The sequence below is a fragment of the Exiguobacterium profundum genome (assembly GCF_001909285.1).
GTDB lineage: Bacteria > Bacillota > Bacilli > Exiguobacteriales > Exiguobacteriaceae > Exiguobacterium > Exiguobacterium profundum.
On record NZ_MRSV01000001.1, the window covers coordinates 2,240,869 to 2,266,303 of the forward strand.

Consider the following 25,435-nt stretch of genomic DNA (forward strand, 5'->3'; position numbering starts at 1 on the left):
CTCCCATCTACAAAAAAGAAGCATAGCGCGCTATGCTTCTTTTGATTATACAAATTCAATCAACAAGTCGTCACTTTGTATTGTGTCGCCTTCTTTAATATGAATGGCCTTAATCTCACCATCTTGTGCCGCTTGAATCGTCGTTTCCATCTTCATCGCTTCTGTGACGAGTAACTGCTCCCCACGATGAACTCGACTTCCTGGTTCGACCAATACTTTCAAGACAGACCCCGGCATCGATGCACCGACTTGTTTGGCGTTCGAACGATCGACTTTCGGACGGCTTGTCGTTGCCGATTTGACATTGACATCTTTAATCTCGATTTCACGTGGTACCCCGTTCATCTCATACGAGACGAGACGGATGCCATCTTCATTCGCTGCACTCACTTGTACGAGCTTGATGATTAACGTTTTTCCAGTCTCGATTTCAACTTGGATTGTCTCACCGACGTTTAATCCGTAGAAGAATGTCAACGTGTCGAGCACTGAGACGTCCCCGTATGTCGTTGTATGTTTGATATAGTCTTCGTACACTTTCGGATAAAGCGCATGAGCAAGAAGTTCAAAGTCCGTCACCGGTCGCTCGAATTTTTCGAATAGTTCTTGGCGTGCCGATTCAAAGTCATACGGTTTGATCAATTTACCAGGACGAACGTTTAATGGCTCTTCCCCTTTCAAGATGACTTGTTGCACATCTTTCGGGAATCCACCTGGAGGCGTTCCTAATTCACCACGCATCATTTCGACGACCGAGTCTGGGAAGTCCAACTGATGTCCTCGTGTCATCACATCTTCTTCCGTCAAGTTATGCTGGACCATGAAGAGCGCCATATCACCGACAACTTTAGATGACGGCGTCACCTTGACAATGTCCCCGAACAACATGTTGACTCGGGCATACATCGCCTTGACTTCTGCCCAGCGGTCTCCAAGTCCGACCGCTTTCGCCTGCTGTTGGAGGTTTGAATATTGCCCACCTGGCATCTCGTGTTCGTACACGGATGGATTCGATGCACGCATATCACTTTCAAACGGTTCATAGTTGTGACGCACGTCTTGCCAGTAGTCACTGATGATTTCATATTGTTTCGGGTCGACTTTCGGCTGACGTTCGTGGTGGTTGAGCGCATAAACCAAACTTCCACCTGAAGGCTGTGATGTCATCCCTGACATCGAACTCGCGGCAACGTCAACGATATCGACACCGGCATCTGTCGCGCGAGCATATGTGAAGATCCCGTTACCGGAAGCATCGTGTGTATGCAAGTGGATTGGTAAGTCCACGGCGTCCTTTAATGCCGATACGAGTGCATAGGCTGATTCCGGCTTCAATAGACCTGCCATATCCTTGATTGCCAAGATATGCGCACCACTCGCCTCAAGTTTCTTCGCGAGGTCGATATAATACGGAAGATGGTACTTCGGACGGTTACCATCATACAAGTCTCCCGTATAACAGATGGCTGCCTCTGCCACTTTCCCAGTTGGAAGCGTCGCATCGATTGCCAATTGAATCGACTCAAGGTTGTTGAGACTATCAAAGATTCGGAACACGTCGACTCCGGCATATGCCGCTTCGTGTACGAATTTCTCGATGACGTTGTCTGCATAGTTTTTATATCCGACCGCATTCGCACCGCGTAGCAACATTTGAATTAGGACGTTCGGCATCTTCTCACGAAGCTTCATGAGACGTACCCATGGGTCTTCGGATAAGAATCGGTAGGCGACGTCGAACGTCGCTCCGCCCCATGCCTCGACCGAGAACAATTCTGGCATGAGTTTGCTTGTCGGTTCGGCGATATTTAGAATATCCTGTGTGCGCATGCGCGTCGCGAGCAACGATTGATGCGCATCTCGCATCGTCGTATCCGTCAACAACAGTTCCGGTTGACGTTTGATCCAGTCGGCGAGGCCGTCCGGTCCAAGCTCTGTAAGAATTTGTTTCGTCCCTGGCTTCGCTTCTGCCGGGAGGTCGTGCGGGATTCGCACCGAACGGCTGATCGGCTTGTCTTTCAGACCAACACCTGGGAATCCATTCACTGTCACATCCCCGATATAGTTCAGCAGTTTCGTCCCGCGGTCTTTTCGTTTCGGGAAGACGAACAGTTCTGGCGTCTCATCGATGAATGACGTGTTGTAATCTCCACTGATAAAGTTCGGGTGCTTCATGACGTTAATCAAGAACGGAATGTTCGTCTTGATTCCACGAATCCGGAACTCGTTCAAGTTTCGAACCATCTTCGAGGCCGCTTGTTCGAATGTCATGCCATGTGTGGACAATTTCACGAGAAGTGAATCGTAGTACGGTGAAATCTCTGCACCGACATACGCATTCCCACCGTCAAGACGAACACCAAAGCCACCCGGAGAACGGTAAGCCATGATTTTCCCTGTGTCCGGCATGAAGTTATTGCCTGGGTCTTCAGACGTAACACGTGATTGGATTGCATAACCGAGAAGTTTAATCTCTTCCTGTTTCGGCATTTGAATCATATCGCCGTGGAGCGACTCACCTTGCGCGATCATCAATTGCGTTTGAACGATGTCAAAGCCCGTCACCATCTCTGTGATCGTATGTTCCACTTGAATGCGCGGGTTGACTTCGATGAAGTAGAACGACTCATCCTCTGTCACCAAGAACTCGACTGTACCGGCGTTGACGTATCCGACGTGTCGCATGAGTTGGACCGCCGCATCACAAATCGCTTGGCGCGATGCATCAGACAATGTCACACACGGCGCCACTTCGACAACTTTTTGGTGACGGCGCTGAACCGAACAGTCACGCTCGAATAAGTGAACGATGTGACCGTGCTCATCCCCAAGAATTTGCACCTCGATGTGTTTCGGACGTTCGACGAGTTTTTCTATGTACACTTCGTCAGAACCGAACGCCTGCTTTGCTTCTGACTTTGCACGTTCAATCAAATCTTTCATTTCCGCTTCTGTTCGAATGACACGCATTCCGCGTCCTCCGCCACCCATCGAAGCTTTGACCATGAGCGGGAATCCGTGCTCGTTCGCAAATGCTTCAGCATCTTCATATGATGTGAGCGGTCCATCCGAACCCGGGATGACAGGAAGACCCGCAGCAATCGCACTCTGACGTGCTCGTACTTTATCCCCGAACGCATGTAAATGTGACTCATGCGGTCCGACAAAGATGATTCCCTCTTCACGGCAACGTCGTGCGAGTTCAATGTTCTCTGAAAGGAAACCATACCCTGGGTGAATCGCATCACTGTCTGACTCCTTAGCGATTCGAATCACGTCTTCGATATCGAGGTACGCATCGATCGGTTTTTTGTCTACACCTATCAAGTAGGCTTCATCAGCTTTAAAGCGATGTAAGGAGCCGCTATCTTCTTGCGAATAGACAGCTACCGTTCGAATGCCTAACTCTGTCGCCGCGCGAAATACGCGAATGGCAATTTCCCCACGGTTTGCAACAAGTAACTTTTTAATTGGTTTCAAATGAAATCCCCCCGTTAATGAAGTTTGTTCGTTTCCTTACCTGACAACGTGAAGCGATGAGCGTTGAACGTTTTCTTCTGACTTCACCCGAATTTCTTCTCGTCGTGTCGCTTCTCGATGACGGTTACGCATCGAGATACTACTGAGCACCCCGAGAACACCCATCATCATGATGAGCGATGTTCCTCCATAACTGACCAGTGGCAAGGTTACGCCTGTCCCTGGAAACCAACCGGACATCGCACCGATGTTGATGGCCGTCTGGATAATGATTTGTGATGCAATCCCAAACGATACGAACATCGCAAAGTGACTATCCGCATGATTGGCGATATGGATCGCGCGAAAGGCGATGAAGAAGAGTAGGACTAAAACCGTCAATACACCGAGGAATCCTAACTCCTCCGCAATGATCGACATGATATAGTCGGTTTCTGGTTCTGGCAAATATCCATACTTTTGAAAACTGTTCCCAAGTCCGACTCCAGTCAATCCACCATGTACAATTGAGATAATCGACATGAGCAATTGGTGTCCATATCCTTCCGGGTCCATGAACGGGTTGAACACGACTTCAATCCGACTTCGTTGATTCTCCGAAAAGATGGTCGTGAACAATACGAATACAGTACCAACCCCAGCTAAAATCCCTGGAATCAAAATTCGAAGCGGCGCCCCGACACCGAACCACATGAGCAACATGATGGAACCGAGGACGAATAGCCCCCCCATATCCGGCTGTCCATTGATTGCGATCGCATAAAACGAAAAGTAAAAGAGGACAGGCACTAAAAAGAAGGCGCCGATTTGTGCACGCAACCCTTTTTTCGTGATATTTGCCCGCGCCAATCGACCAGGGAGTCCTTTCAACTCATTATTCCATAGTTCATGGTAGTAGTTCGCAAGCAGTATGATGAGAACGAACTTCGCAATCTCGACCGGTTGCATGGTCATTCCTCCGATGATGAGCCAAGCTCTCGCCCCATTCAATGGAGGCATCGCCCACGTGACAAACAGCAAGATGACAGAGAGCGCATAAAGACCGAGGCGAATGCCTTTTTTCCGAAACATTTCATATCGGAACAATGTCGCAATCAAATAGACAAAGATTCCAATGCCAACGTAGACGAGCTGGCGATAGAATAAACTACTATTCGCGTAATCCCCACGATTCCAAACACTCGCACTATAAATCATGATGGAGCTTAGCCCGACGAGCAAGAGCACTGACAAAAACAACGCAAAATCAAAATACCGAAACCGTGTTTTCATGTATTCACTTCCTTATGTAAAACAATCCGACAACCCTTAAAAAAAAATACTCAAACAGCGCCACTTGCACAGTTTGAGTATAAGGTTCATAATTCTGAAGCTTCTGCCAAGGCAGATAACTTTTGTTCCAATGAATCGAGCAGTCCTTTACCTTCAATGTCTGAAATGAGTCCAAGACGAACCGCAAAATCAATTTGGCGCGATAGTCCAAACATATGTGTATCAAGCACCTCTTCATAAAGCGGGCACTTCGGCATTTTTAGGTTTTCTAACTGCACTTCAATCAGACAACGGATTTTTTCAGCATCCGCCTCGAGTAATTGAAGCGCTTGCTCCCGTTGGATTGCAGCCAAATTTGTCGCCACTACGACCCCTCCTCCGTACGATGACAGACTGTTTGTCATAACTCAACTGTACATTATCTTTCATCATAATTCAATGTACAGTATGAATGAACGCGACATTCTTCCTCTTTTCCATTTTACGAGAAAGAGCGCTATAATGAAACGTGTAATGTGTATGAAGGGGGATATAAGCATGATTTTTCCACTTGATTGAGCGGTTCGCCACAGTCTGACGATTGACCCGACCGTATGGATTTTTGACGAACGAAAACGAAAGATTGAAGATTTGGACTCGGTGACGGAGAATGACCGTGAGGCATACTATGCGAAAATGGGGAAAGCATGGGATGACGGATTGTCACAAGGAACTCGAATCGACCACAACAAACCGATGTCACGACAAGACAAGGATGCAGCATTACGCGACTCGTTCGCCATGCCGCTCGCGCCTTTTTTAAACAATGCCGAACCGATTGAGCTCGCGACACATGTCCGTTTTTACGGGGAGACCATATTGACTCTATCGCTCAGCGAGGCATCGAGCGTATATTTACAATTTTCAAAAGATGGAAAAGTACTTACTGACGGACCTGTCTATGTATTGTATGAGGATCAGGTCATTCGCCAAGTCAATCATATCACCGTATTAAGCAATCAATGAGAAGGGTCACACCTTCTCTTTTTTTGTTTTTTTTATTTCACAAAGTGTAGTATATAGAGTGTTGACTACAAATTGAATAAGAAAGGTCGTGACGCTTACGATACCTCTATGGAAACGAAATTTAATGGTTGTTTGGATCGGTAGCTTCTTGACCGCCGCGTCGATGAGTCTCGTCCTTCCATTCCTCCCATTGTTCATCGAACAACTCGGGGTAAAGGATCCGGACCACGTCGTCACTTGGTCTGCGATCGCCTTCGGCGCCACGTTCCTCGTGGCCGCCATCGTCTCTCCGATGTGGGGACGCTTGGCTGACCGAAAAGGAAGAAAGCTGATGCTCATCCGAGCCAGTCTTGGGATGGCCATCGTCATGTTCCTCATCAGCTTCGTCCAAGACGTATATCAACTCGTCGGGTTGCGTTTACTCATGGGGGCCGTGTCTGGATTTATTTCAGCCGGCATCACGTTGGTCGCATCTCAAACACCAAAAGAGAAAAGTGGCTGGGCGCTCGGTACCCTGTCAACCGGTGGAATCACTGGTGGTCTACTCGGTCCCCTCATCGGCGGACTGCTCGCAGACTGGATTGGGCTTCGATCCGTTTTTCTCTTTACCGGAAGTGCACTCTTCCTGACGTTCCTCATCACGCTTTGGTTCGTAAAAGAAGATTTTGTCCCAGTGAAACGCGAAGAACTCGCGTCGATGAAATCGATTTTTGCCTCACTGCTACATCCACAGTTGATTGTCGGTCTGTTTGTGACAACGTTCCTCATTCAGTTCTCGACACAATCTATCGGACCACTCTTGACATTATACGTACGTGAATTGAATCCGAACACTACCGCGCTCGCCTTCATGGCAGGGATTGTCGCCTCTGCTCCGGGACTGGCCGCTCTCGTTTCGGCGCAGCGTCTCGGACGGTTATCGGACAGACACGGAGCAGAGCGCATCTTGTTTTGGGCACTGCTCCTCTATAGCCTCTTCTTGATTCCGCAAGCATTCGTTACCTCAACGACTCAACTCATCTTGTTGCGTTTCGGAATCGGGTTCGCAACGGCCGCCTTGATGCCGTCCGTTCAATCGCTACTGCGCCAGCATACGCCGGTCTCTGCGACAGGGCGCATCTTTTCATACAATCAGTCCGCTCAGTTCATGGGGAATCTACTCGGACCGCTATTTGGATCCCAAATCGTGGCACACTTCGGATTTTCTGCCCTGTTCATCCTCACGGGATTGATTATGATCTCAAATGCCTTTTTAGAACGGACGAACGTCCAGTCACTACAACTCGATACAAAATAACGCCGAGCACGAAGCTCGGCGTTATTTGTGTATATCGCTTATAGTAAATCAGCCGCCAATCGTGCAAGGGATGAACGTTCCCCTTTCACGAGTTGCACGTGTCCGAAGACGTTTTGTCCTTTGAAGCGTTCCACCGCGTACGTCAAGCCGTTCGAGTATTCATCCAAATACGGATGGTCGATCTGATACGGGTCACCGACGAGAACGATTTTCGAGTTCTCTCCAACGCGAGTAAGAATCGTTTTGATTTCATGCTTCGTTAAGTTCTGCGCCTCATCGATGATGATGAACTGGTCCGGCATACTTCTACCTCGAATATAGGTGAGCGCCTCGAGCTGAATCGATTTCATACCGGCTAGAATATTGCCGAGCTCGTCTTTTGAATTCGCATTGAATAAAAATTCTAGGTTATCATAAATCGGTTGCATCCATGGGCGAAGCTTCTCTTCCATCTCCCCAGGCAAATAACCGATATCATTCCCCATCGGCACGACCGGACGAGCGACGACGAGCTTATTGTAACGCTGTTCATCCTCGACGAGCGAGAGCCCTGCTGCTAGGGCAAGGAGCGTCTTCCCGGTACCGGCTTTCCCAAGTAAGGTGACAAACGGAATGTCATCTCGAAGCAACAGGTCGAGGGCCATCCGCTGTTGAACGTTTCGCGGATGAATTCCCCAAATATGATCTGCATCGAGTGCCAGCGGTCGTAAAATCGGTTGAAGCGAATCGACCACAGCAAGCGCACTCGCTTTCGACACATTACTTTTCAAGACGACGAATGAATTCGGATATAGCACTTGTTTCGTCAAGGCCGTCGTCGGCAATTGACGAACTTTATAAAATTCATCGATGAGCGACTGATCGACTTCAATCTCTCGATAGCCGGCGTATAAGTCCGTCGTATCAACGATATGATCTGTCAGATAGTCTTCTGCATCAATTCCAATGGCGTCCGCTTTGACACGGACCAATATATCTTTTGAGACGACGACGACCTTTCGACCTGCGTCATGCTCGAATTGTTTCATTAACTTTAAGGCAACGAGTAGGATACGGTTATCGTTTGTCATGACATCGAACGGAATATCGACCTGGTGTTCATGACCGATTTCGACAAACAGACGTCCTCCGTTTTCAAGCGGGACCCCGTCATGGAGTTTTCCCGATGTTCGGAGCTGGTCGAGGACACGTGACGTTTCACGGGCGTTCCGCCCGACCTCATCCATGTTTCGTTTCTTTCCATCTAACTCTTCTAGGACGATGGCTGGAATGACCACGTCGTGTTCTTCAAATTGAAATAAGGATAGCGGATCATGTAGGAGTACGTTCGTATCGAGTACATACGTTTTTTTCATAGACTTTGCCGCCCCTCGAATATAGGATGGTATTCAAGAATGAAGACTTTCTTTCACTTCACGGTCAAGCTTTTCCGCCGCACGAATATCGTATGTTTTCGTGATTTCGGGCTGTGCGTAAGCTGCTCCATAAAACGAGATGTTCCTCACTTCTTCGACATGTCCTTCAAAAAAACGAAGATGAAGGCTTGGTTTGACCGCCGGGTCGAACTCTCGAATTGATGAGAGTAAAACATGATAAGACTGACCATCTTCGATAAAGATGAGGCCAGCCGTCTTTTCAGTCGTCAAGATGGTCACGATATGGGAATTTCTCGTTAATGCGAACCGGACCGTGACAGCATCTAACGCTTGCACCCAACTGATGGCATGGCTGATCGGCCAACGCTTCGCCTCGTCAAAACCAACGAGAAATGTTAACGGCATGTCATTCAACAAGCGCTCTTGCGCAGCTGTCAGTTCAAACGTTGCCTTGCTCGCCATTCAACTCCCCTCCTTTTCACCGGGTATGGTTGTACCATTCTCCCTTACCGGTTCAATTCCCTGCTTTTAACGGTTGAAATCATGCTATACTCATCGTATAGAGGAAGGTGAAAAGATGCGTGTAAAATGTTCTCTTTGCGATAAAGTCGAGACGATCGACTCATGGTCGTTTGAAGCAAAACGCTTGCGTAACAAACCGGCGAAAACGTATATGTGTCAAGAGTGTCAGGAGCGAATCAGCGAACGAACGGCTGAACGCGCCGCATCTGGACAATTCAAGTTATATCCTACATTTCGACAAAAACGAAACTGGTAATGCAAACGGGCGCCTCCGAAGAGACGCCCGTATTTTTTATGATTTTTCCGCATCTTGACGACGATTCCACCAGAGGCGGCCACGATAAATGGCTAACACGATTGCCATGACGGCAAGCACTTCCGGGATTGGCCATGTGAAAAAGACGAGTGCCATCGTACCTGCTCCAAGTGAAAGGAGAATATAGACGATGAGCGACTTCCACCATGCCAATTGTTTCGCAAAACCAAGTTTAAAGACAAGGATTGTCAGTAAGATGACCGTGACAACGAGTGCATTGAACCCAACGGAAAAGTCGTTCGGGTCACTGCCGACACCTAGCATCGAAGCGATCCACGGAACGTCAATTTGTGTGATATCGATTGTTTGAGAAGCTTTCAAGACAAAGAGTCCCCCTTTATTTCATACACATCCATTCTACACTATTCCATGCAAAAGGGAACGCCGAAGCGTCCCCTTTCTTATAACTTATTCTTTACCAAGTTTACGACGCTTGTCTGCTTTCTCGCGTTCGTTCTTGTTCAAGATTTTCTTACGGAGACGGATCGACTCCGGTGTAATTTCACAGTACTCGTCATCGTTCAAGAACGTGAGTGACTCTTCAAGTGAGAAGACGCGCGGACGTTTCAAGACTTGTGTCGAGTCTTTTGCAGAAGCACGCATGTTCGTCAATTGTTTCCCTTTAACAGCGTTAATGGCAAGGTCAACATCACGGTTACATTCCCCGATGATCATTCCTTCATACACATCTGTACCTGGCTCGATAAAGATTGTCCCACGGTCTTCAAGGGCACCGATTGAGTAGGCCGTCGACTTCCCGTTTTCGATACAAACCATAACACCGCTACGACGACCACCGATATCAGCAGCGATATATGGACGGTACTCTTCGAACGTATGGTTCAAGATTCCGTATCCACGTGTCGCTGACAAGAATTCGTTACGGTAACCGATAAGACCACGTGATGGCACGAGGAATTCCATACGTGTCTGACCGTTGTCATTCGTGTTCATGTTCGCAAGCTCACCTTTACGGAGACCAATCGATTCCATGACTGAACCTGTGTACTCTTCAGGTACGTCGATGATGACACGCTCGAACGGCTCAACTTTTGTGCCGCTTTCGTCTTCGCGGATGATAACTTGTGGTTTCGATACTTGGAGCTCGTAACCTTCACGACGCATGTTTTCAATCAAGATCCCGAGGTGAAGCTCACCGCGTCCTGATACGATCCATTGGTCTGGTGAATCTGTGTTTTCGACACGGAGTGAAACGTCCGTCTCGAGTTGTTTCATCAAACGCTCTTCGATTTTACGTGCCGTCACGAAATCGCCTTCACGTCCTGCGAATGGAGAGTTGTTTGTCATGAAACGCATTTGAAGCGTTGGCTCATCGATGCGAAGGAGCGGAAGTGGCTCTTCTTTACCGACTGGCGTTACCGTTTCACCGACGTTGATATCTTCCATCCCGGCGATAGCGATCAAGTCACCTGCTTTTGCTTCTTCGATTTCGACGCGCTTGAGGCCGAAGTAACCGAACAATTTCGTGACACGAAGTTGCTTCACCGTACCGTCTGTCTTACAAAGCGATACTTGCTCACCGACTTTGATTTTCCCACGGAAGACGCGACCTACGCCGATACGGCCGAGGTAGTTGTCATAGTCGAGCATCGTCACTTGGAATTGAAGTGGCTCGTCTGAGTTGTCCACTGGAGCCGGCGTGTTTTCGAGAATCGTGTCGAGCACGTGAGTGATTGTATCTTCTTGTTTTTCTGGGTCAGGATCGAACGAACTTGAACCGCTGACTGCTGATGTATAGACGACAGGGAATTCAAGTTGATCTTCATCTGCGCCAAGGTCGATCAAGAGATCAACAACTTCATCGACAACGTCGAGTGGACGAACCATCGGCTTATCGATTTTGTTGACGACGACAATCGGACGAAGTCCTTGGTCGAGTGCTTTTTTCAATACGAATCGAGTTTGTGGCATACAGCCTTCACGCGCATCGACAACAAGAATAACGCCGTCTACCATACGCATGATTCGCTCAACTTCTCCACCGAAGTCTGCGTGACCTGGTGTATCTACGATGTTGATGCGAGTCTCTTTATAATCGATTGCTGTGTTTTTTGCGAGAATCTTAATTCCGCGCTCACGCTCGATATCGTTCGAGTCCATCGCGCGTTCTGCGACTGCCTCGTTCGTCCGGAAAGTACCAGACTGTTTCAATAATTCATCGACTAACGTTGTTTTACCGTGGTCAACGTGCGCGATGATGGCTACGTTACGAAGGTTTGTTCTTACGTTCATGTAGTTATTCCTCTCTTATTTAAAAAATTTCAACTTTTCTTCAACTTTAAGAGTATAGCACACGTCACAGTACCTTTGTCGAGTGGAATCGACTGTGAACGTTTTCATCTCGTGTTTTTTATCATACAATAGGGAAGAGAAGAGAAAATAAGGAGGAACCTCCATGCAGCTAATGTTTGTATTGATCGCAACGGCCGTTGTCGCAGGATTCGTCGGCATTGGAATCGGGGTGGCCGAGGGAAGCGCCGCCATTATCTTGGGCAGCCTCGTGTTAAGTGGCGTAGCGACATACTTTGGTATTCAATTGCGTCGCCGCATTCTTTCAGACCATCAATCATAAAAAAAGGGTTACTCCGGTATCATTTCGGAGTAACCCTTTTACTTGCGTTTATAGCGGACGTGTCAAGCAGATGCGGTCGCGTAAAATGAGCCCATCTTCTTCGATGTCATCGTACCCGTGATTACGAAAATAATCGCGGTCCACCGAATCGAATCGGAATCCAGCTTGTTGGTAAAAGCGCAGTTGCATGATGCTTGAATTCCCTGTACAGACGAGCAGTTCTTTTCCACCAATCAAGGCAGCCCGCTTCACTGCGTCTTGTAACATGCGTTGACCGATTGTTTGGTTTTGGCGTTCCGGTTTCACTGCGATATTGACGAGTTCAACCCGCTCGTCTCCGTGTGAGACGAGCATATATGCACCGACAATCTCACCACCGAGTAACGCTTTGTACGTACGCCCTTCCTCGAATTGTTCCCGGACCATCGTTTCATTCGGATTCGCCAAGACGAGTAGATCGCGGATTTCTTCATACGAATCATGTTCCACGATGTGTAAGTCAGGTTTTGCTTCAGCCGTGACCCCTTTTGCGATGACGTAATGTTTGATGACGTCATTTACAAATGAGTCACTCCCTGCCAGGACAGATGTTTTTCCGTCATAGCGAATCGGCTCACCATATAAGGAAACGACACGTCCCCCTACTTCTTCTACGAGTAATTTGCCAGCAGCATAATCCCATGGCATATTGCGCATTGTGATGTAGCCGTCCACGCGACCGGCGGCAAGCCAGGCTAATTCAAGCGATGCAGCACCATGGGCTCGCGTCCCAATCGAGTCTCGTACAATCGGAGCGAGTATTTCCGGGGCAATCTGGTGGTTCGGCGTGACCCACGTCGCATTCATACTTAAAAATGCGTCTCGGACATGATGTTCATGAAGAGTCGTCAATGTCCGACCATTCAACGTCGCCCCGTATCCTTTCCGTGCCATGAACATCTCATCCGCCATGACGTCATAGACGAATCCATATTCCACGACTCCATCTATCATGATCGCGATAGAGATGGCAAACATACGTTTTTGATGAATAAATTTTAACGTCCCATCAATCGGGTCGACAAACCAGACGGTACCAGTCAATTGTTCTGGCTGATTTGTCGTCCCTTCTTCCCCCATAATCTGATGTTCCGGAAATGTTTGTTGGATTCGACGGACAATCAATTGTTCCACCGCTCGGTCGATTTCAGTGACCAAGTCCCCTTTTCCCGTCTTTCGTTCCACTTCATAACTTTGATCAATCTCGCGACGAATCAGTTCTCCCGCTTGTTTGATTAAGTCGACTGCAAACCATTCTATCATCTGTGATCACCTCAACTGTATTGTACCAAACAAAAACCAGTATCCGCTCGGAATACTGGTTGAATGTGTGTGTAATGGTTAGGCTTCGAGACGCAATAATTCTTGGCGGTACTTCTCTAACCGATGCTTGCTAGCCTGAACTGTAGCATCATCTTGTGACGCCATCGCATCGAAGAGGGTTGCCAATTCATAATCAATCTCTAAGCGCAGCACCGGGATCCGTTTTTCTGCGTCTTTTCTTTTGAATGCCTCAATCACTTGTTTCATAAGATGCCACACTCCTTTTGTTGGGCTACAAGTTACGGTTTAGTGAGTTGAATTGAGTATATCAGATAAAATTCGAAAAAGAAAGAGAATTGTCTGACTATTTTGAATTTTTTATCTTAATGTATATATTCCCAATTCCGAGGTCCCTAAACCTGATTTGGTGTTAATGAACTGTACCCGATTTATAGGAAAAAAAAAAAAAAAGCATGCCTGAATTTGCTCGGGCATGCTCGGTCTTACAGTTTAATCATTTTACTCGAGGACTTCATTGCCGCCTGAACCGTACGATATGTGGAATAGCCCGTCTGCTCGTCGTGAACCGCGTTCAGTTGTTTCTCCTCCGACTTAGATGTTACGATTTGCTTGAAGGCACGATAGGAATCGAAAAAAACCTCTCGTTCGACTCCACCTTCATTGGCTTGTGCGACAACGTTATAAAACTCGACGACTTCAATCAATTCGTCTGTCGTCCAATCCGGATTGATCGGATAGTTAATTTGCATATTGTTTCACCTCGACACCCATTGTAACAAAAAAAAAAACTATTGCAAGTTGAGCCAGAAATCTCTATAGTTTTTTTGTTTTTTTTTTTTTTAAAAACAACATATATCATAACGATCCTATTCATCTTATAAATAAACTGATTCAAGGGGGATTTACGATTGAAATTAAAAGGTGCTATTCAGCTCGAAACGCCACTATTTGACACGTTGCTTGAACATGTCGACTCAAACCCGATTGCGTTCCACATTCCTGGTCATAAAAGCGGAAAAGGGATGGACCCAGAGTTTCGTGACTTTATTGGTGAAAACGCCCTAAAAATTGATTTGATTAACATTGCCCCACTCGATGACCTCCATCATCCAAAAGCGGCAATCGCTGAAGCGGAACGCTTGGCGGCAGAGGCGTTCCGTGCTGACGAGACCTTTTTCTCTGTCCAGGGAACATCGAGTGCCATCATGGCGATGATCATGGGTGTCGTTGGCCAGAATGAAAAAATCATTGTGCCACGGAACGTCCATAAATCCGTCATGTCCGCGCTCGTCTTAACGGGTGCTCATCCGGTCTTCATCCACCCGGAATTTGACGAAACATACGGCATCGCCCACGGAATCACAGCTAGTGCCGTAGAACGCGCACTTGAACTTCACCCGGACACAAAAGCCGTTCTCGTCATTAATCCGACTTATTTCGGTGTCGCAGGTGATTTAGAGCGTATCGTGTCTGTCGCTCATGAGCAAGACGTTCCTGTACTTGTCGATGAGGCACACGGCGTTCATCTCCCTTTTCACGATAAACTCCCACTCTCGGCGATGCAAGCGGGAGCAGATGTGGCGGCGACGAGTGTACACAAGCTTGGTGGTTCAATGACAGGCAGTTCGATTTTGAACGTACGCCGCGGTCTCGTCTCGCCAGAACGAATTCATGCGATGCTTTCCATGATTACAACGACTTCGACGTCCTACTTGCTCCTCGCTTCTCTCGACGCGGCACGTCGACAGTTAGCGACAAAGGGACACATGATGAATGAACGTGCACTTGAGCTTGCGAGAACGGCTCGTACAGCAATCAACCACATGCCGAACTTGTCGGTATACGGTCATGCCGAATTGCATTCTGAATCGACATACGCGCTCGACGAAACGAAAGTACTCGTATCCGTGCGCGAACTTGGAATAACAGGATTTGAAGTCGAGAAATTTCTTCGGGACAAACACCGTATCGAAGTCGAGATGTCCGATTTATTGAATGTGCTCTTTATCGTCACATCAGCGGATGATGAGTCCACGATTCAAGCATTGATTGAAGCGATGCGAGACGTCGTCTCCGTTTATCAGAAGTCTGGTAACGATTCACTATCGATCATGCTCCCAGAGATTCCACCTCTTGCGCTCAGCCCTCGTGATGCGTTTTATGAAGAGACGGAAACGATTCCTCTCGAAAACGCAGTCGGCCGTATTTCAGCGGAATTCATTATGGTGTATCCGCCAGGGATTCCGATCATCATTCCAGGTGAATTGATTACGACTTCGACACTCGAGTACATTATGGCCAACATTGAAGCGGGCCTTCCGGTTCAAGGTCTTGAAGATGAGTCACTGCAAATGATTAAAGTCATCCAACAAACAAAAGCGATTCGCTAAATAAAAAATGAGCCGGTCATCGTGACCGGCTCATTTTTTATGTCATCTCAGAAAAGGTGGCTGTAGATGATCGAATTGCTTCCCCTAGTGCCTATTATAAGAAAACGCTTACATTTTTTCAAGTATCATTTTCTTCAGATGCTTGTGTTTTTTCGACCAAGCTAAGTCGTAAAAATTCGGCGACGTGTTCCGTGTCGTTCAAGTTAATGCCAAGCATCGGATACAATTGACGTGGCTCTTCTAGCGCATGCAAATCAAGAAGGGCCGATTGACCCGTTTGCATACAGACGACTAACACCTTGCCCATGAATTGCTGTGTATAGACGAAACCAAAATCATAACGAGCGGCTTCTGTTTCAATACCGGTAAATCGGACACGACTCGTCTCGGATACGGTGTATAATAACTCCTCATCGAATGCCATCAGGATTCCCTCCCTTCTCTCTTCACATGTATTTTCCTTTATACTACTAGTATGAAACCTAAGGAGAGAATGACAATGAAGATTGATTATGCAACGGAGTTAAACGTAGAAACTCTTGTCCAGTTCATGCACGACCTATGGCCAGATGCCCCTATTGAAGAATTACGAATGGAAGTCAAACTCGGTCTCGCCTAAAAAAAGATGCATTATTTCATCGCATCAAATGAACATGGGGAGGCAGTTGGTTTTTGTCAGCTCAGTTTCCGACATGACTACGTGCCAGGTTCTAGCACGTCACCGACCGCCTATATGGAAGGAATCTATGTCATTGAATCAGAGCGTCATCGAGGTGTTGCCTCTCGTTTGGTCGATGCTGCGTCGACCTTCGCGGCGCGTCATGGTTGTATCGAACTGGCATCAGATACCGAGCTTGAAAACGAGGATAGTCAACGCTTTCACGAGAAAATTGGATTCAAGGAAGTCGAGCGTGTCGTCACCTACATGAAAAAGCTCTCTCACGAAAAGTGAGAGAGCTTTTATGAGTATTCTTATTTTACGACGTGGATTGGCATACCCATTGCGATTTCAGCAGCTTCCATTGCCATCTCACCGAGTGATGGGTGAGCGTGGATTGTAAGTGCGATATCTTCAGCAGTCATACCAGCCTCGATTGCAAGACCAAGCTCAGCAATCATATCTGAAGCGCCAGTACCCGCGATTTGAGCACCGATCAAGAGACCGTCCTCTTTGCGTGTGATGAGCTTCATGAAGCCGTCCGGCTCGTCAAGTGCAAGTGCACGACCGTTCGCTGCGAATGGGAATTTCGAAACTGTGATTTCGAGTCCTTCTTCTTTTGCGAGTGGCTCTGTGTAACCAACCGTTGCGAGCTCAGGATCTGTGAAGACGACTGCAGGGATTGCAGAGTAGTCGAGGTAAGCTGGCTTACCTGCTGCTGCTTCCGCTGCGATTTTCGCTTCGTAAGATGCTTTGTGTGCAAGTGGTGGTCCAGGAACGATATCACCGATTGCATAGATGTTTTCGTTCGATGTTTTACACTGGTCATCGATTTCGATGATTCCGCGGTCGCTGATTTTAACGTCCGCGTTCTCAAGACCGATGTCACCTGTGTTTGGACGACGACCAACTGTGACGAGGACATAGTCCGCTTCAACAGATTGTTCTTCACCGTTTACTTCAAACTTAACGGTTACGCCGTCTTCCGTTTCTTCAACACCTTTAGCAAGTGCATTCGTGTGGATTGTGACGTTCCCTTTTTGCTTTTTTTTCTTCTTAACGATTTGCGTCATTTGTGGTTCGAAACCAGACAAGATGTCGCTAGCGCCCTCTACAACGACAACTTCTGTATCGAAGTTAGCGTATGCAGTACCGAGCTCCATACCGATGTATCCACCGCCGATAACGACGAGTTTCTTCGGTACTTCAGGAAGTGCCAAAGCGCCAGTTGAAGAAAGGACGCGTTTAGACCATTTGAACGATGGAATCTCGATTGGTGTAGAACCAGTCGCGACAATCGCTTTTTTAAATTTGTAAGGAGTTGAGCTGTCTTCAGTGATGACACGAACTGTGTCTTCAGACGCGAAGAACGCTTCACCTTGAACGATCTCGATTTTGTTTCCTTTGAGGAGACCTTTAACACCGCCAGTCAATTTGTTAACGACTGACTGTTTCCAATCTTGAACTTTTGTGAAGTCCACTGACACGTTGTCAGACGTGATTCCCATTGAATCATGACCTTTAGCGTGTTGGAAGTTGTGTCCTGCTGTGATCAACGCTTTCGATGGGATACATCCGACGTTCAAGCAGACACCACCGAAGTTGCCTTTCTCAACGATAGTTACTTTCATTCCGAGCTGTGCGCCACGGATTGCGGCAACGTATCCACCAGGACCGGCACCGATGACAAGCAAATCAGTTTCTTGTGCGAATTCTCCTACTACCATGTTCTTATCCCTCCATCATTAGAAGTGCTGGGTCTTCGAGCAAGCGTTTCACCATGTTAAGAGCGTTTTGTGCAGTCGCACCGTCGATGAGGCGGTGGTCAAAGCTGAATGAAAGTGCAAGTACTGGCGCAGCAACGATTTCACCGTTCTTCACGACAGCTTTCTCAGCGATACGGCCGATACCGAGAATCGCAACTTCTGGGTGGTTGATGACAGGTGTGAACCATTGTCCACCAGCTGAACCGATGTTTGTGATTGTGATCGATCCGCCTTTCATGTCTTCCCCAGCGAGCTTACCTTCACGAGCTTTACCTGCAAGTTCGTTAATGTTTGTAGCAAGTGCATAGATTGATTTACGGTCTGCATCTTTTACGACTGGTACAACGAGTCCGTTGTCCGTGTCAGCTGCAATCCCGATGTTGTAGTAGTTTTTGTAGACGATTTCTTCGTTCACGTCATCGATTGAAGCGTTGATTGTTGGGAATGCTTTCGCTGCAGCAGTCAATGCTTTCACGACGAATGGCAAGTACGTGAGTTTCACGCCTTGGTCAGCCGCGACTTGTTTGAAATCTTTACGGAGTGCAACGAGTTTTGTAACGTCGACTTCGTCCATGAGTGTAACGTGTGGTGCAGTGTGTTTCGAGTTAACCATAGCTTTCGAGATGGCTTTACGGATTCCACGGATTTTCTCACGTGTTTCAAGTTCAGGAGTCGCTGACTCGTAAGGCTTGATTTCCGTTTTCGCAGCAGCTGCTGGTGCTACAGATTCTGTTTTCTCTGTTGTAGCTTCTGCAGACGGTGCTTCGCCGTTCGCGAATGCATCGATGTCTTCTTTCAATACACGGCCGTTGTCGCCAGAACCGTTTACTTCACGGATGTCGACACCTTTTTCACGTGCATATTTACGGACAGATGGCATAGCGATAACACGCTCAGATTTGTGAAGTTGAACGTCGCGTGGCGCGTCTTCTTTCACATCTTCTTTTACGTCTTCTGTCTTCTCTTCTGCTTTCGGTTGTTCAGGTGTTTCTTCTTCACCTGCTGGTGCATCGCCTTCGATGTCAAACGTAATGAGGACGTCGCCGACTACTGCAACTGTACCTTCAGAAACTTTAACTTCTTTGACTGTACCGTCGACTGGAGCTGGGATTTCAACGACTGCTTTGTCGTTTTGTACTTCTAAAAGAACATCGTCCTCTTTGACCGTATCCCCTGCTTTTACGAACCACTTGACGATTTCACCTTCGTGAATACCTTCACCGATATCTGGTAATTTAAATTCAAATACTGCCACTGGTTTTTCCTCCCATCATTTCATCATGTAAACACGACAAGGGAGACAATTCTCCCTCATCGTTTATTCGACACGATCTTAGAAGTTCACAACTTCCTTAACTTTTGCAACGACATCTTTATGGTCAGGTAACCACATGTCTTCACCTTGTGCGAATGCGAAGACTGTGTCTGGTGCAGTTACTCGAAGAACTGGTGCTTCGAGGTGAAGAATTGCGCGCTCTTGAATTTCAGTTACAACGTTCGCTGCGATACCTGCTTGACGTTGTGCTTCTTGAACGACGATCGCACGACCTGTTTTCTTAACAGACTCTACGATTGTGTCGATATCAAGCGGGCTCACTGTCATGAGGTCGATTACTTCAACGTTGATGTTTTCTTTTTCAAGTTCTTTCGCTGCTTTAAGTGAAGTATGCACCATCGCACCGTAAGTGATGATTGAAACGTCTGTACCTTCACGTTTCACATCTGCTTTACCGAGTTCGATTGTGTAATCACCTTCAGGTACTTCGCCACGGAATGAACGATACAATTTCATGTGCTCGAGGAACACGACTGGGTCGTTGTCACGGATTGACGCGATCAACAAACCTTTTGCATCGTAAGGAGTTGATGGAATAACAACTTTAAGACCAGGTGTCTGAGCCATCAAGCCTTCAAGGCTGTCCGCGTGAAGCTCAGGTGTCTTAACTCCACCACCGAATGGTGAACGGATTGTGATTGGTTGGCTGTAAGCGCCGCCTGAACGGTAACGCATACGTGCCATTTGAGCTGCGATTGAGTCGAAAACTTCGAATACGAATCCGAAGAATTGAACTTCCATAATCGGACGGAATCCAGTAAGACCTAGACCGATCGCAAGACCACCAATCCCTGATTCAGCGAGTGGCGTGTCGAAGACACGGTCTTCGCCGAGCTCGTCTTGGAGACCTTCCGTCGCGCGGAATACCCCACCGTTTTTACCAACGTCTTCTCCGAAAAGAAGTACTTTCTCGTCGCGTTTCATTTCAACGCGCATCGCATCAGTAATCGCTTGGATCATTGTCATTTGAGCCATAACTTACTTCGACTCCTTTGCAGTATATTCTTCAAGCTGTTCTTTCAAGTTTGAAGGAAGTTCTTCGAACATGTTGTTGATGAAGTCCGAAACTTTTTGTTTTTGTTCTTTGTCTGCTTGGCTGATTGCTTCTTTCACGTCAGCTTTCGCTTGCTCGATCACTTCGTTCTCCATGTCTTCGTTCCAGAGTTTCTTGTTCTCAAGGAAGAGACGGAAACGTACGAGTGGATCTTTTTCTTGATACTCTGTGTCGAGTTCTTTTGTACGGTAACGTGTTGGGTCATCCCCAGCGAGCGTATGTGGTCCGTAACGGTAAGTGAGTGACTCGATAAGTGTCGGTGTTCCCTCGAGTGCGTCGACGCGAGCTTGTTGAGTCGCTGCGAGCACTGCAAGAACGTCCATTCCATCTACTTGAATTCCGTTGATTCCAGCTGCAACAGCTTTTTGCGCGATCGTTTTAGCTGCAGTTTGCTTTTCAACAGGAGTTGAGATAGCGAAACGGTTGTTTTGAACGACGAAGATTGCTGGTGATTTGAATGCACCTGCAAAGTTCAATCCTTCGTAGAAGTCACCTTGTGATGAGCCACCGTCACCTGTGTAAGTAATGGCGACATTTTTGTTGCCGTTGCGTTTGAGGCCCATTGCCACACCCGCAGTTTGAATGATTTGTGCACCGATGATGATTTGTGGCATCAATACGTTGACACCTTCAGGGATGCGGTTTCCTGCCACGTGTCCACGTGAGAACAAGAACGCTTGATAAAGCGGAAGTCCGTGGAATACGAGCTGTGGGATATCACGGTATCCTGGAAGGATCCAGTCCTCTTTGTCGAGCGCGTATTGCGTCCCGATCATCGTCGCCTCTTGACCTGCCACTGGCGCGTAGAATCCTAAGCGACCTTGACGGTTAAGTGAGATGGCGCGTTGGTCCCAGATTCGAGTATAGACCATGCGGCGCATGAGTTCCTGAAGTTGCTCGTCCGTTAGGTCAGGCATTGCGTCTTGGTTGACGACCTCACCCTTCTCGTCGAGAATACGGAACGTTTGGAAGTTTTCTTCCACGTTTTGAAGTACCTGAACGTTGTTCATTCGTTTCACCTCATCCTTTCAACTATGAGACAATTGTCTTTTTTGTGATCAATCACTATCTCAAATCTTACGTGTATCTGTCCAAAAAAGCAATCTGTATTAACGTGATTCAGAAAAGTTATCCTCTCCTGACGTTTCCTTGTTAGTATAAAACGGGTTGTTTCAAAAAAACAAAAAATATGCTTACCGAAATAAAACGCTTACATTCAAGGGATATGACATCCTTTTCACCACTGTATTATTTTCATTTCACCTTCTGTACCATCCACATTCCTTCCTGTTTAAATATGATATAATCAATCATATAAGTTCGATAGAAAGGAAGTTGTGTATGTTAACCATGAAAGATGTCATCCGCGAAGGAGACGAGCGACTTCGCGCGCGTTCAGCCGAAGTTTCGATTCCGCCAACAACAGAAGATTTGGCGTTACTCGACGAGATGGAGACGTTTCTTGTCAATAGTCAAGACCCAGAGATGAGCGAGAAATACGAGTTACGAGGTGGTGTCGGAATCGCCGCACCTCAACTCGGTGTAAATCGCCGTTTCTTCACAGTATTGCTACAAGAAGAGGAAGAGACGTTTAAACTCTCCATCTTCAATCCTAAAATTACAAGTCATTCCGTCGAACAGACATTTTTGAATGGCGGCTAAGGCTGTCTATCGGTCGATCGCGTGGTCAAAGGAAATGTACCTCGTTTTCGTCGAATCACGTTAGAAGGGTTCGATCGCGACGGGAAGCCGATTAAGCTTCGTCTGCGCGGAATGCGCGCTGTCGTATGTCAGCACGAGCTCGATCATTTAGACGGGATCATGTTCTATGACCGGATCAATATGTCGAACCCGTTAGAAACATACGGCGAACCGATTTAACATGTTTAGTTCGAGAAAAAGGGCACTGTTGTTACTATTCCCATTTTTATTTCTTTTAATCGGTGGATGTGTGCGAATCAATTATGATGCGACCGTCCACTATGACCAATCTGTTTCGCTTGAAACGACTTACGCGTTCCGTGATCATCCAGTCATGAAATTGCTCAATCTCAGACTCGACTGGGATACGTGGAAAGAGCAAGCAGAAGCGAACGGATATGAGACGGAAGATTATTCGAGTCCTGATGACTACGAAGGCATGGTCTTAAAGAAGACATTTAAAAATGTGGACGAGTTGCAACAGATTAAAGAGGAATGGAAAACGGGACCAGCCGGTATTTTAGTCCCTCCGGATATTCAGTTCGACATCGAACAACAGGAAGGCATTTGGTTTGATTCATATACACTCCAAACCAATCTCGACCTCCGACTCGATCGGGTCGACTTACCCGGTGTTGAACTAACCGGCTCCCCCAAAAAATTGGCTGAACGATATATCCGCCAAGCCGACATTCGCTTTAACTTGACTGTTCCGACCGGCGTATTCGTTGAGGATGGAACTGGCCTAGACCTCCGTTCTATGAAACATGTCGAGTGGCAAGTCTACGGCGGTCGGCAAAATAACGTGAAGCTCGTTGCCCATGTACCGAACGTCAACGCTTGGATCGTGACGGGAATCGTTTTGATTGCAGCGGCCGTATTGACTTACTTCATTTGGCGCAAATATCGTCGGAATGTTGGCAACCCAAAAGAGACATCCATTCGTTCACGTCTTCTCGGACTGTTGATTGTCTCACTTTCACTCGCTCTCATCATCGTCACCTTCCGACAAGAGTTGACAAACGAGCGTCAATCCGAGGCGATACGTCAAGCTTCTCAAACGAATGAGTTCATCCCTACGTTTGCAGTTCATGGACTACTCGGGACAGACCGGACGTTTCTCCGCTTCTCTCAAGCGATGGAACAAAGTGGTCAAGCGACTGATGGGGCGCTTTGTACCGTGACTGTCAAAGGCAAGACCGACTGTGAAATATATGATTTTAGTTCAACTCGTCCGATTGTCCGAATCGAGTTCGAAGATGCAGAGGCTTCTTTAAACAATCAGACAAAGTGGTTGAATGCAGCCATTGAAACATATAAAAAAACGAGAAATCGATCATTCGATCGGATGTATATCATTGGCCATAGCATGGGTGGCGTAGCCGCTGCCAACTATATCCTGAATCAAGAGACATACATTGTCGATAAGTTTGTGACGTTCGATAGCCCGTTCGGCGGGACGCGCCTTGCAAACTTCGGTTTATCTGCCAGTAACTTCGGCATTAATACCGGAAGCCCTGCCATCCGTGATTTGTCTCCTAACTCAGACGGACTGCAAGCCTTCCAGTCTAAACTCGAGACATGGCCGAGGTCCGTTCAGGTACTCTCCTTCTCTGGACGTGGTGGCGAATTCAATTTGATTGAGCCGGCAAGTTCGCTGTTACTTGAAGAGTATACGAATAACATTCAGACAGAAACTGTGCCGTACGACCATTTCTCGCTTCACCGTAAAAGTGACGTCTTGAAAGAGACCGGGAAATTCTTATATGAATACACGAATGAGTTTAATCCAATCGAGACGAACTAACGTCAAAACAGCTATCCCCAAACTTTGAGGATAGCTGTTTTTTAATAGGTCATCGTCCATGTGACTTTTTGGAGCCAATACATCATATACTTTCCGAGCGGGAGATCCGTTTGAATCTCATCATATGCTACCGTATACGCGCCGTTCTCATTGTTCCATAGACGATTAAAATACTCGTCCACCTCATCAAAGAAGGCTGTATCCACTTCTCCTGTCACTTCGACGTCTGCCTCTAGGTTGTAATCGTTCATGTTACGGGTCGTATAGTTCCCCGATCCTAAGACAACGGTTTTCTCCTCACCATCCACATAGAGGATTTTTGGATGATATTGTTCCTTACCGACATCATACCAGCGAATCTCGATATGCTCCGGGTTGACGGTGTTCAGTTCTGCCGTCACCGGTAAGTTCGGTAACCCTGATTTCGATCGACCGAACGCATTCGTGTTCGGATCGAGGATCAAGTTCACAGTCACCCCGCGCCCTGCGGCATCCTCGATTGCTTGAATGATATTCCGGTCTGCCAAATAAAACATTCCAATCCAAATGGTATCTCCATCGTCCGCCCCATTCATTGCATCGAGCACTGACTCTTGAATTTTCCCTTCGGTGACGTAACGAATCTCCATTGGTGCCTCGCTCGGCGCATTTTCAATCTTCGACAACGCTTCATCATCAGGGAATCGGCGTGCATCTCCTTTCGAGAACGTCGCGACCGCTTGCTCACCTTCAACGATTTCTTTTAAAATCGGTCCTTTTAAACGGACACCGACATTCGAGTGGTATCCGCTAGCGTCATGTGGATTGGCGGATAGTACAAATCCCTCATTTTCAGTGACCATCACCTTCCGATGGTTCGCTTTGATGTTGAGCAACCTCAAATAAGCACGAACCGTAATGTCCGGTGCCGAAGAGGCCATCGGATTCGGCAACCAGCCGGATTGACTATCACCGAACCATTGAAGCGCCATTCGATAAAACGTGGAGTAAAGAATATTTGGGTCACGAAGTTCGTCGAGATTTGTGTACACGACTTCTACCCCTGCCTCCTCCAGTACATCGAAGTGGTCGGAAACGTGCCCGTTATAAGTCGTATTGATATCGTCTGTAATAAAAACGACTTTCAAGTCCGGATATCGCTCCATTTGCTCAAGTAATGCCGATGACAGGCGCGATGTGATGTCCGGATATTGTCGGTCTTCATTCGAATAAGGATTGAATAAGAAAAAGTCCATGACGATGTATTCCTTTGCCTCACGTATTGCTCGTTCAACTTCACTAAATATCTCTTGTTCGACAATCTCCGTATCTTCCCCTTGATAGGTCAAATCGTGGAGAAAATCGATTTGGTCATCTGTGATGAGATATGGTTCAGATTGTCTCGACACGCCTTCAGGTAATGGTTTGACTTGATGATATACGAGCGTGATGAGAAAAATGACCGCTACGATTGCAGCTCCCCATTTCAGCCACCCTTTCTTCCCCTTTTTCTTCGCCATAAGCTCCCCCTCCTCATTTGCTGGTGAAAAAAACGAGCCG

23 protein-coding genes and 1 pseudogene are annotated in these 25,435 nt (G+C 47.2%); 8 read left to right on the plus strand and 16 right to left on the minus strand.

All coding sequences use genetic code 11. The annotated features are described in order from the left end of the window. Positions 1–45: 45 nt before the first annotated feature. The 3 genes from BBB58_RS11615 to BBB58_RS11625 form a co-directional block, all read right to left on the minus strand. Positions 46–3,480: a pyruvate carboxylase gene (locus BBB58_RS11615; protein WP_074037361.1), complete on the minus strand. Its 3,435-nt coding sequence runs from the start codon at positions 3,478–3,480 to the stop codon at positions 46–48. A gap of 36 nt (positions 3,481–3,516) precedes the next feature. Further along, positions 3,517–4,752: an FtsW/RodA/SpoVE family cell cycle protein gene (locus BBB58_RS11620; RefSeq protein ID WP_074037362.1), complete on the minus strand. Its 1,236-nt coding sequence runs from the start codon at positions 4,750–4,752 to the stop codon at positions 3,517–3,519. Between the two features lie 86 nt (positions 4,753–4,838). Further along, entirely contained in the window at positions 4,839–5,117 is a 279-nt protein-coding gene (locus BBB58_RS11625; protein ID WP_015881276.1) for an Fpa/YlaN family protein, read from the minus strand. A 274-nt stretch (positions 5,118–5,391) separates the two neighbouring features. Here BBB58_RS11625 and BBB58_RS11630 point away from each other — a divergent pair, with 274 nt between their 5' ends. Together BBB58_RS11630 and BBB58_RS11635 are read left to right on the plus strand one after the other, a co-directional pair. Continuing rightward, a complete protein-coding gene (locus BBB58_RS11630; RefSeq protein WP_244150741.1) occupies positions 5,392–5,757 on the plus strand; it encodes a hypothetical protein in 366 nt (121 codons plus the stop codon). A 124-nt stretch (positions 5,758–5,881) separates the two neighbouring features. Beyond that, a complete protein-coding gene (locus BBB58_RS11635) occupies positions 5,882–7,054 on the plus strand; it encodes a multidrug efflux MFS transporter (RefSeq protein ID WP_244150742.1) in 1,173 nt (390 codons plus the stop codon). Positions 7,055–7,092: 38 nt separating this feature from the next. On the opposite strand, the gene BBB58_RS11640 is transcribed toward BBB58_RS11635, so the two are convergent. After that, positions 7,093–8,409 carry a PhoH family protein gene (locus BBB58_RS11640; protein WP_074037364.1) on the minus strand — a complete coding sequence of 439 codons (1,317 nt, stop codon included), beginning with the start codon at positions 8,407–8,409 and terminating at the stop codon, positions 7,093–7,095. A 33-nt stretch (positions 8,410–8,442) separates the two neighbouring features. Beyond that, positions 8,443–8,892: a PNPOx family protein gene (locus BBB58_RS11645; RefSeq protein WP_074037365.1), complete on the minus strand. Its 450-nt coding sequence runs from the start codon at positions 8,890–8,892 to the stop codon at positions 8,443–8,445. 115 nt (positions 8,893–9,007) lie between these two features. Here BBB58_RS11645 and BBB58_RS11650 point away from each other — a divergent pair, with 115 nt between their 5' ends. After that, positions 9,008–9,208: a YlaI family protein gene (locus BBB58_RS11650; RefSeq protein ID WP_015881271.1), complete on the plus strand. Its 201-nt coding sequence runs from the start codon at positions 9,008–9,010 to the stop codon at positions 9,206–9,208. A gap of 36 nt (positions 9,209–9,244) precedes the next feature. On the opposite strand, the gene BBB58_RS11655 is transcribed toward BBB58_RS11650, so the two are convergent. Together BBB58_RS11655 and typA are read right to left on the minus strand one after the other, a co-directional pair. Next, positions 9,245–9,589: a YlaH-like family protein gene (locus BBB58_RS11655; RefSeq protein ID WP_074037367.1), complete on the minus strand. Its 345-nt coding sequence runs from the start codon at positions 9,587–9,589 to the stop codon at positions 9,245–9,247. Between the two features lie 87 nt (positions 9,590–9,676). Then, entirely contained in the window at positions 9,677–11,521 is a 1,845-nt protein-coding gene (gene typA / locus BBB58_RS11660; protein ID WP_074037369.1) for a translational GTPase TypA, read from the minus strand. 163 nt (positions 11,522–11,684) lie between these two features. On the opposite strand from typA, the gene BBB58_RS15195 reads away from it, so the two are divergent. Beyond that, positions 11,685–11,861 carry a DUF5325 family protein gene (locus BBB58_RS15195; protein ID WP_159562038.1) on the plus strand — a complete coding sequence of 59 codons (177 nt, stop codon included), beginning with the start codon at positions 11,685–11,687 and terminating at the stop codon, positions 11,859–11,861. Positions 11,862–11,909: 48 nt separating this feature from the next. On the opposite strand, the gene BBB58_RS11665 is transcribed toward BBB58_RS15195, so the two are convergent. From BBB58_RS11665 to BBB58_RS11675, 3 genes are all read right to left on the minus strand, one after another. Continuing rightward, positions 11,910–13,163, minus strand: a complete 1,254-nt coding sequence (locus BBB58_RS11665) for an inositol monophosphatase family protein (protein ID WP_074037370.1) — start codon at positions 13,161–13,163, stop codon at positions 11,910–11,912. A gap of 78 nt (positions 13,164–13,241) precedes the next feature. After that, complete coding sequence (locus BBB58_RS11670) at positions 13,242–13,430, minus strand: YkzI domain-containing protein (protein WP_015881266.1); 189 nt, start codon at positions 13,428–13,430, stop codon at positions 13,242–13,244. A gap of 236 nt (positions 13,431–13,666) precedes the next feature. Then, entirely contained in the window at positions 13,667–13,933 is a 267-nt protein-coding gene (locus BBB58_RS11675; protein ID WP_074037372.1) for a UPF0223 family protein, read from the minus strand. 159 nt (positions 13,934–14,092) lie between these two features. Between BBB58_RS11675 and BBB58_RS11680 the strand changes: the two genes are divergently transcribed. Further along, positions 14,093–15,574 carry an aminotransferase class I/II-fold pyridoxal phosphate-dependent enzyme gene (locus tag BBB58_RS11680; RefSeq protein WP_074037373.1) on the plus strand — a complete coding sequence of 494 codons (1,482 nt, stop codon included), beginning with the start codon at positions 14,093–14,095 and terminating at the stop codon, positions 15,572–15,574. A 118-nt stretch (positions 15,575–15,692) separates the two neighbouring features. Here the strand turns inward: BBB58_RS11680 and BBB58_RS11685 are convergent, their stop codons facing one another. Continuing rightward, a complete protein-coding gene (locus tag BBB58_RS11685; protein ID WP_074037375.1) occupies positions 15,693–15,998 on the minus strand; it encodes a DUF3055 domain-containing protein in 306 nt (101 codons plus the stop codon). 201 nt (positions 15,999–16,199) lie between these two features. Between BBB58_RS11685 and BBB58_RS11690 the strand changes: the two genes are divergently transcribed. Further along, complete coding sequence (locus BBB58_RS11690; protein WP_244150743.1) at positions 16,200–16,526, plus strand: GNAT family N-acetyltransferase; 327 nt, start codon at positions 16,200–16,202, stop codon at positions 16,524–16,526. Between the two features lie 20 nt (positions 16,527–16,546). On the opposite strand, the gene lpdA is transcribed toward BBB58_RS11690, so the two are convergent. From lpdA to pdhA, 4 genes are all read right to left on the minus strand, one after another. Beyond that, complete coding sequence (lpdA, locus tag BBB58_RS11695; protein ID WP_074037376.1) at positions 16,547–17,959, minus strand: dihydrolipoyl dehydrogenase; 1,413 nt, start codon at positions 17,957–17,959, stop codon at positions 16,547–16,549. A gap of 4 nt (positions 17,960–17,963) precedes the next feature. Beyond that, complete coding sequence (locus tag BBB58_RS11700; protein ID WP_015881260.1) at positions 17,964–19,253, minus strand: dihydrolipoamide acetyltransferase family protein; 1,290 nt, start codon at positions 19,251–19,253, stop codon at positions 17,964–17,966. Between the two features lie 78 nt (positions 19,254–19,331). Continuing rightward, positions 19,332–20,309: an alpha-ketoacid dehydrogenase subunit beta gene (locus tag BBB58_RS11705; RefSeq protein ID WP_074037378.1), complete on the minus strand. Its 978-nt coding sequence runs from the start codon at positions 20,307–20,309 to the stop codon at positions 19,332–19,334. Between the two features lie 3 nt (positions 20,310–20,312). Further along, positions 20,313–21,398, minus strand: coding sequence for a pyruvate dehydrogenase (acetyl-transferring) E1 component subunit alpha (pdhA, locus tag BBB58_RS11710; RefSeq protein WP_074037379.1), 1,086 nt, complete (start codon positions 21,396–21,398; stop codon positions 20,313–20,315). A gap of 331 nt (positions 21,399–21,729) precedes the next feature. On the opposite strand from pdhA, the pseudogene def reads away from it, so the two are divergent. Next, positions 21,730–22,269 (plus strand): annotated as a pseudogene (def, locus tag BBB58_RS11715) (peptide deformylase). A gap of 1 nt (position 22,270) precedes the next feature. Next, complete coding sequence (locus BBB58_RS11720) at positions 22,271–23,896, plus strand: alpha/beta hydrolase (RefSeq protein ID WP_074037380.1); 1,626 nt, start codon at positions 22,271–22,273, stop codon at positions 23,894–23,896. Positions 23,897–23,937: 41 nt separating this feature from the next. On the opposite strand, the gene BBB58_RS11725 is transcribed toward BBB58_RS11720, so the two are convergent. Further along, the gene (locus tag BBB58_RS11725; RefSeq protein ID WP_074037382.1) at positions 23,938–25,395 is read right to left on the minus strand and encodes a phospholipase D family protein; all 1,458 of its coding nucleotides are present in this window, start codon (positions 25,393–25,395) and stop codon (positions 23,938–23,940) included. Positions 25,396–25,435: the final 40 nt, after the last annotated feature.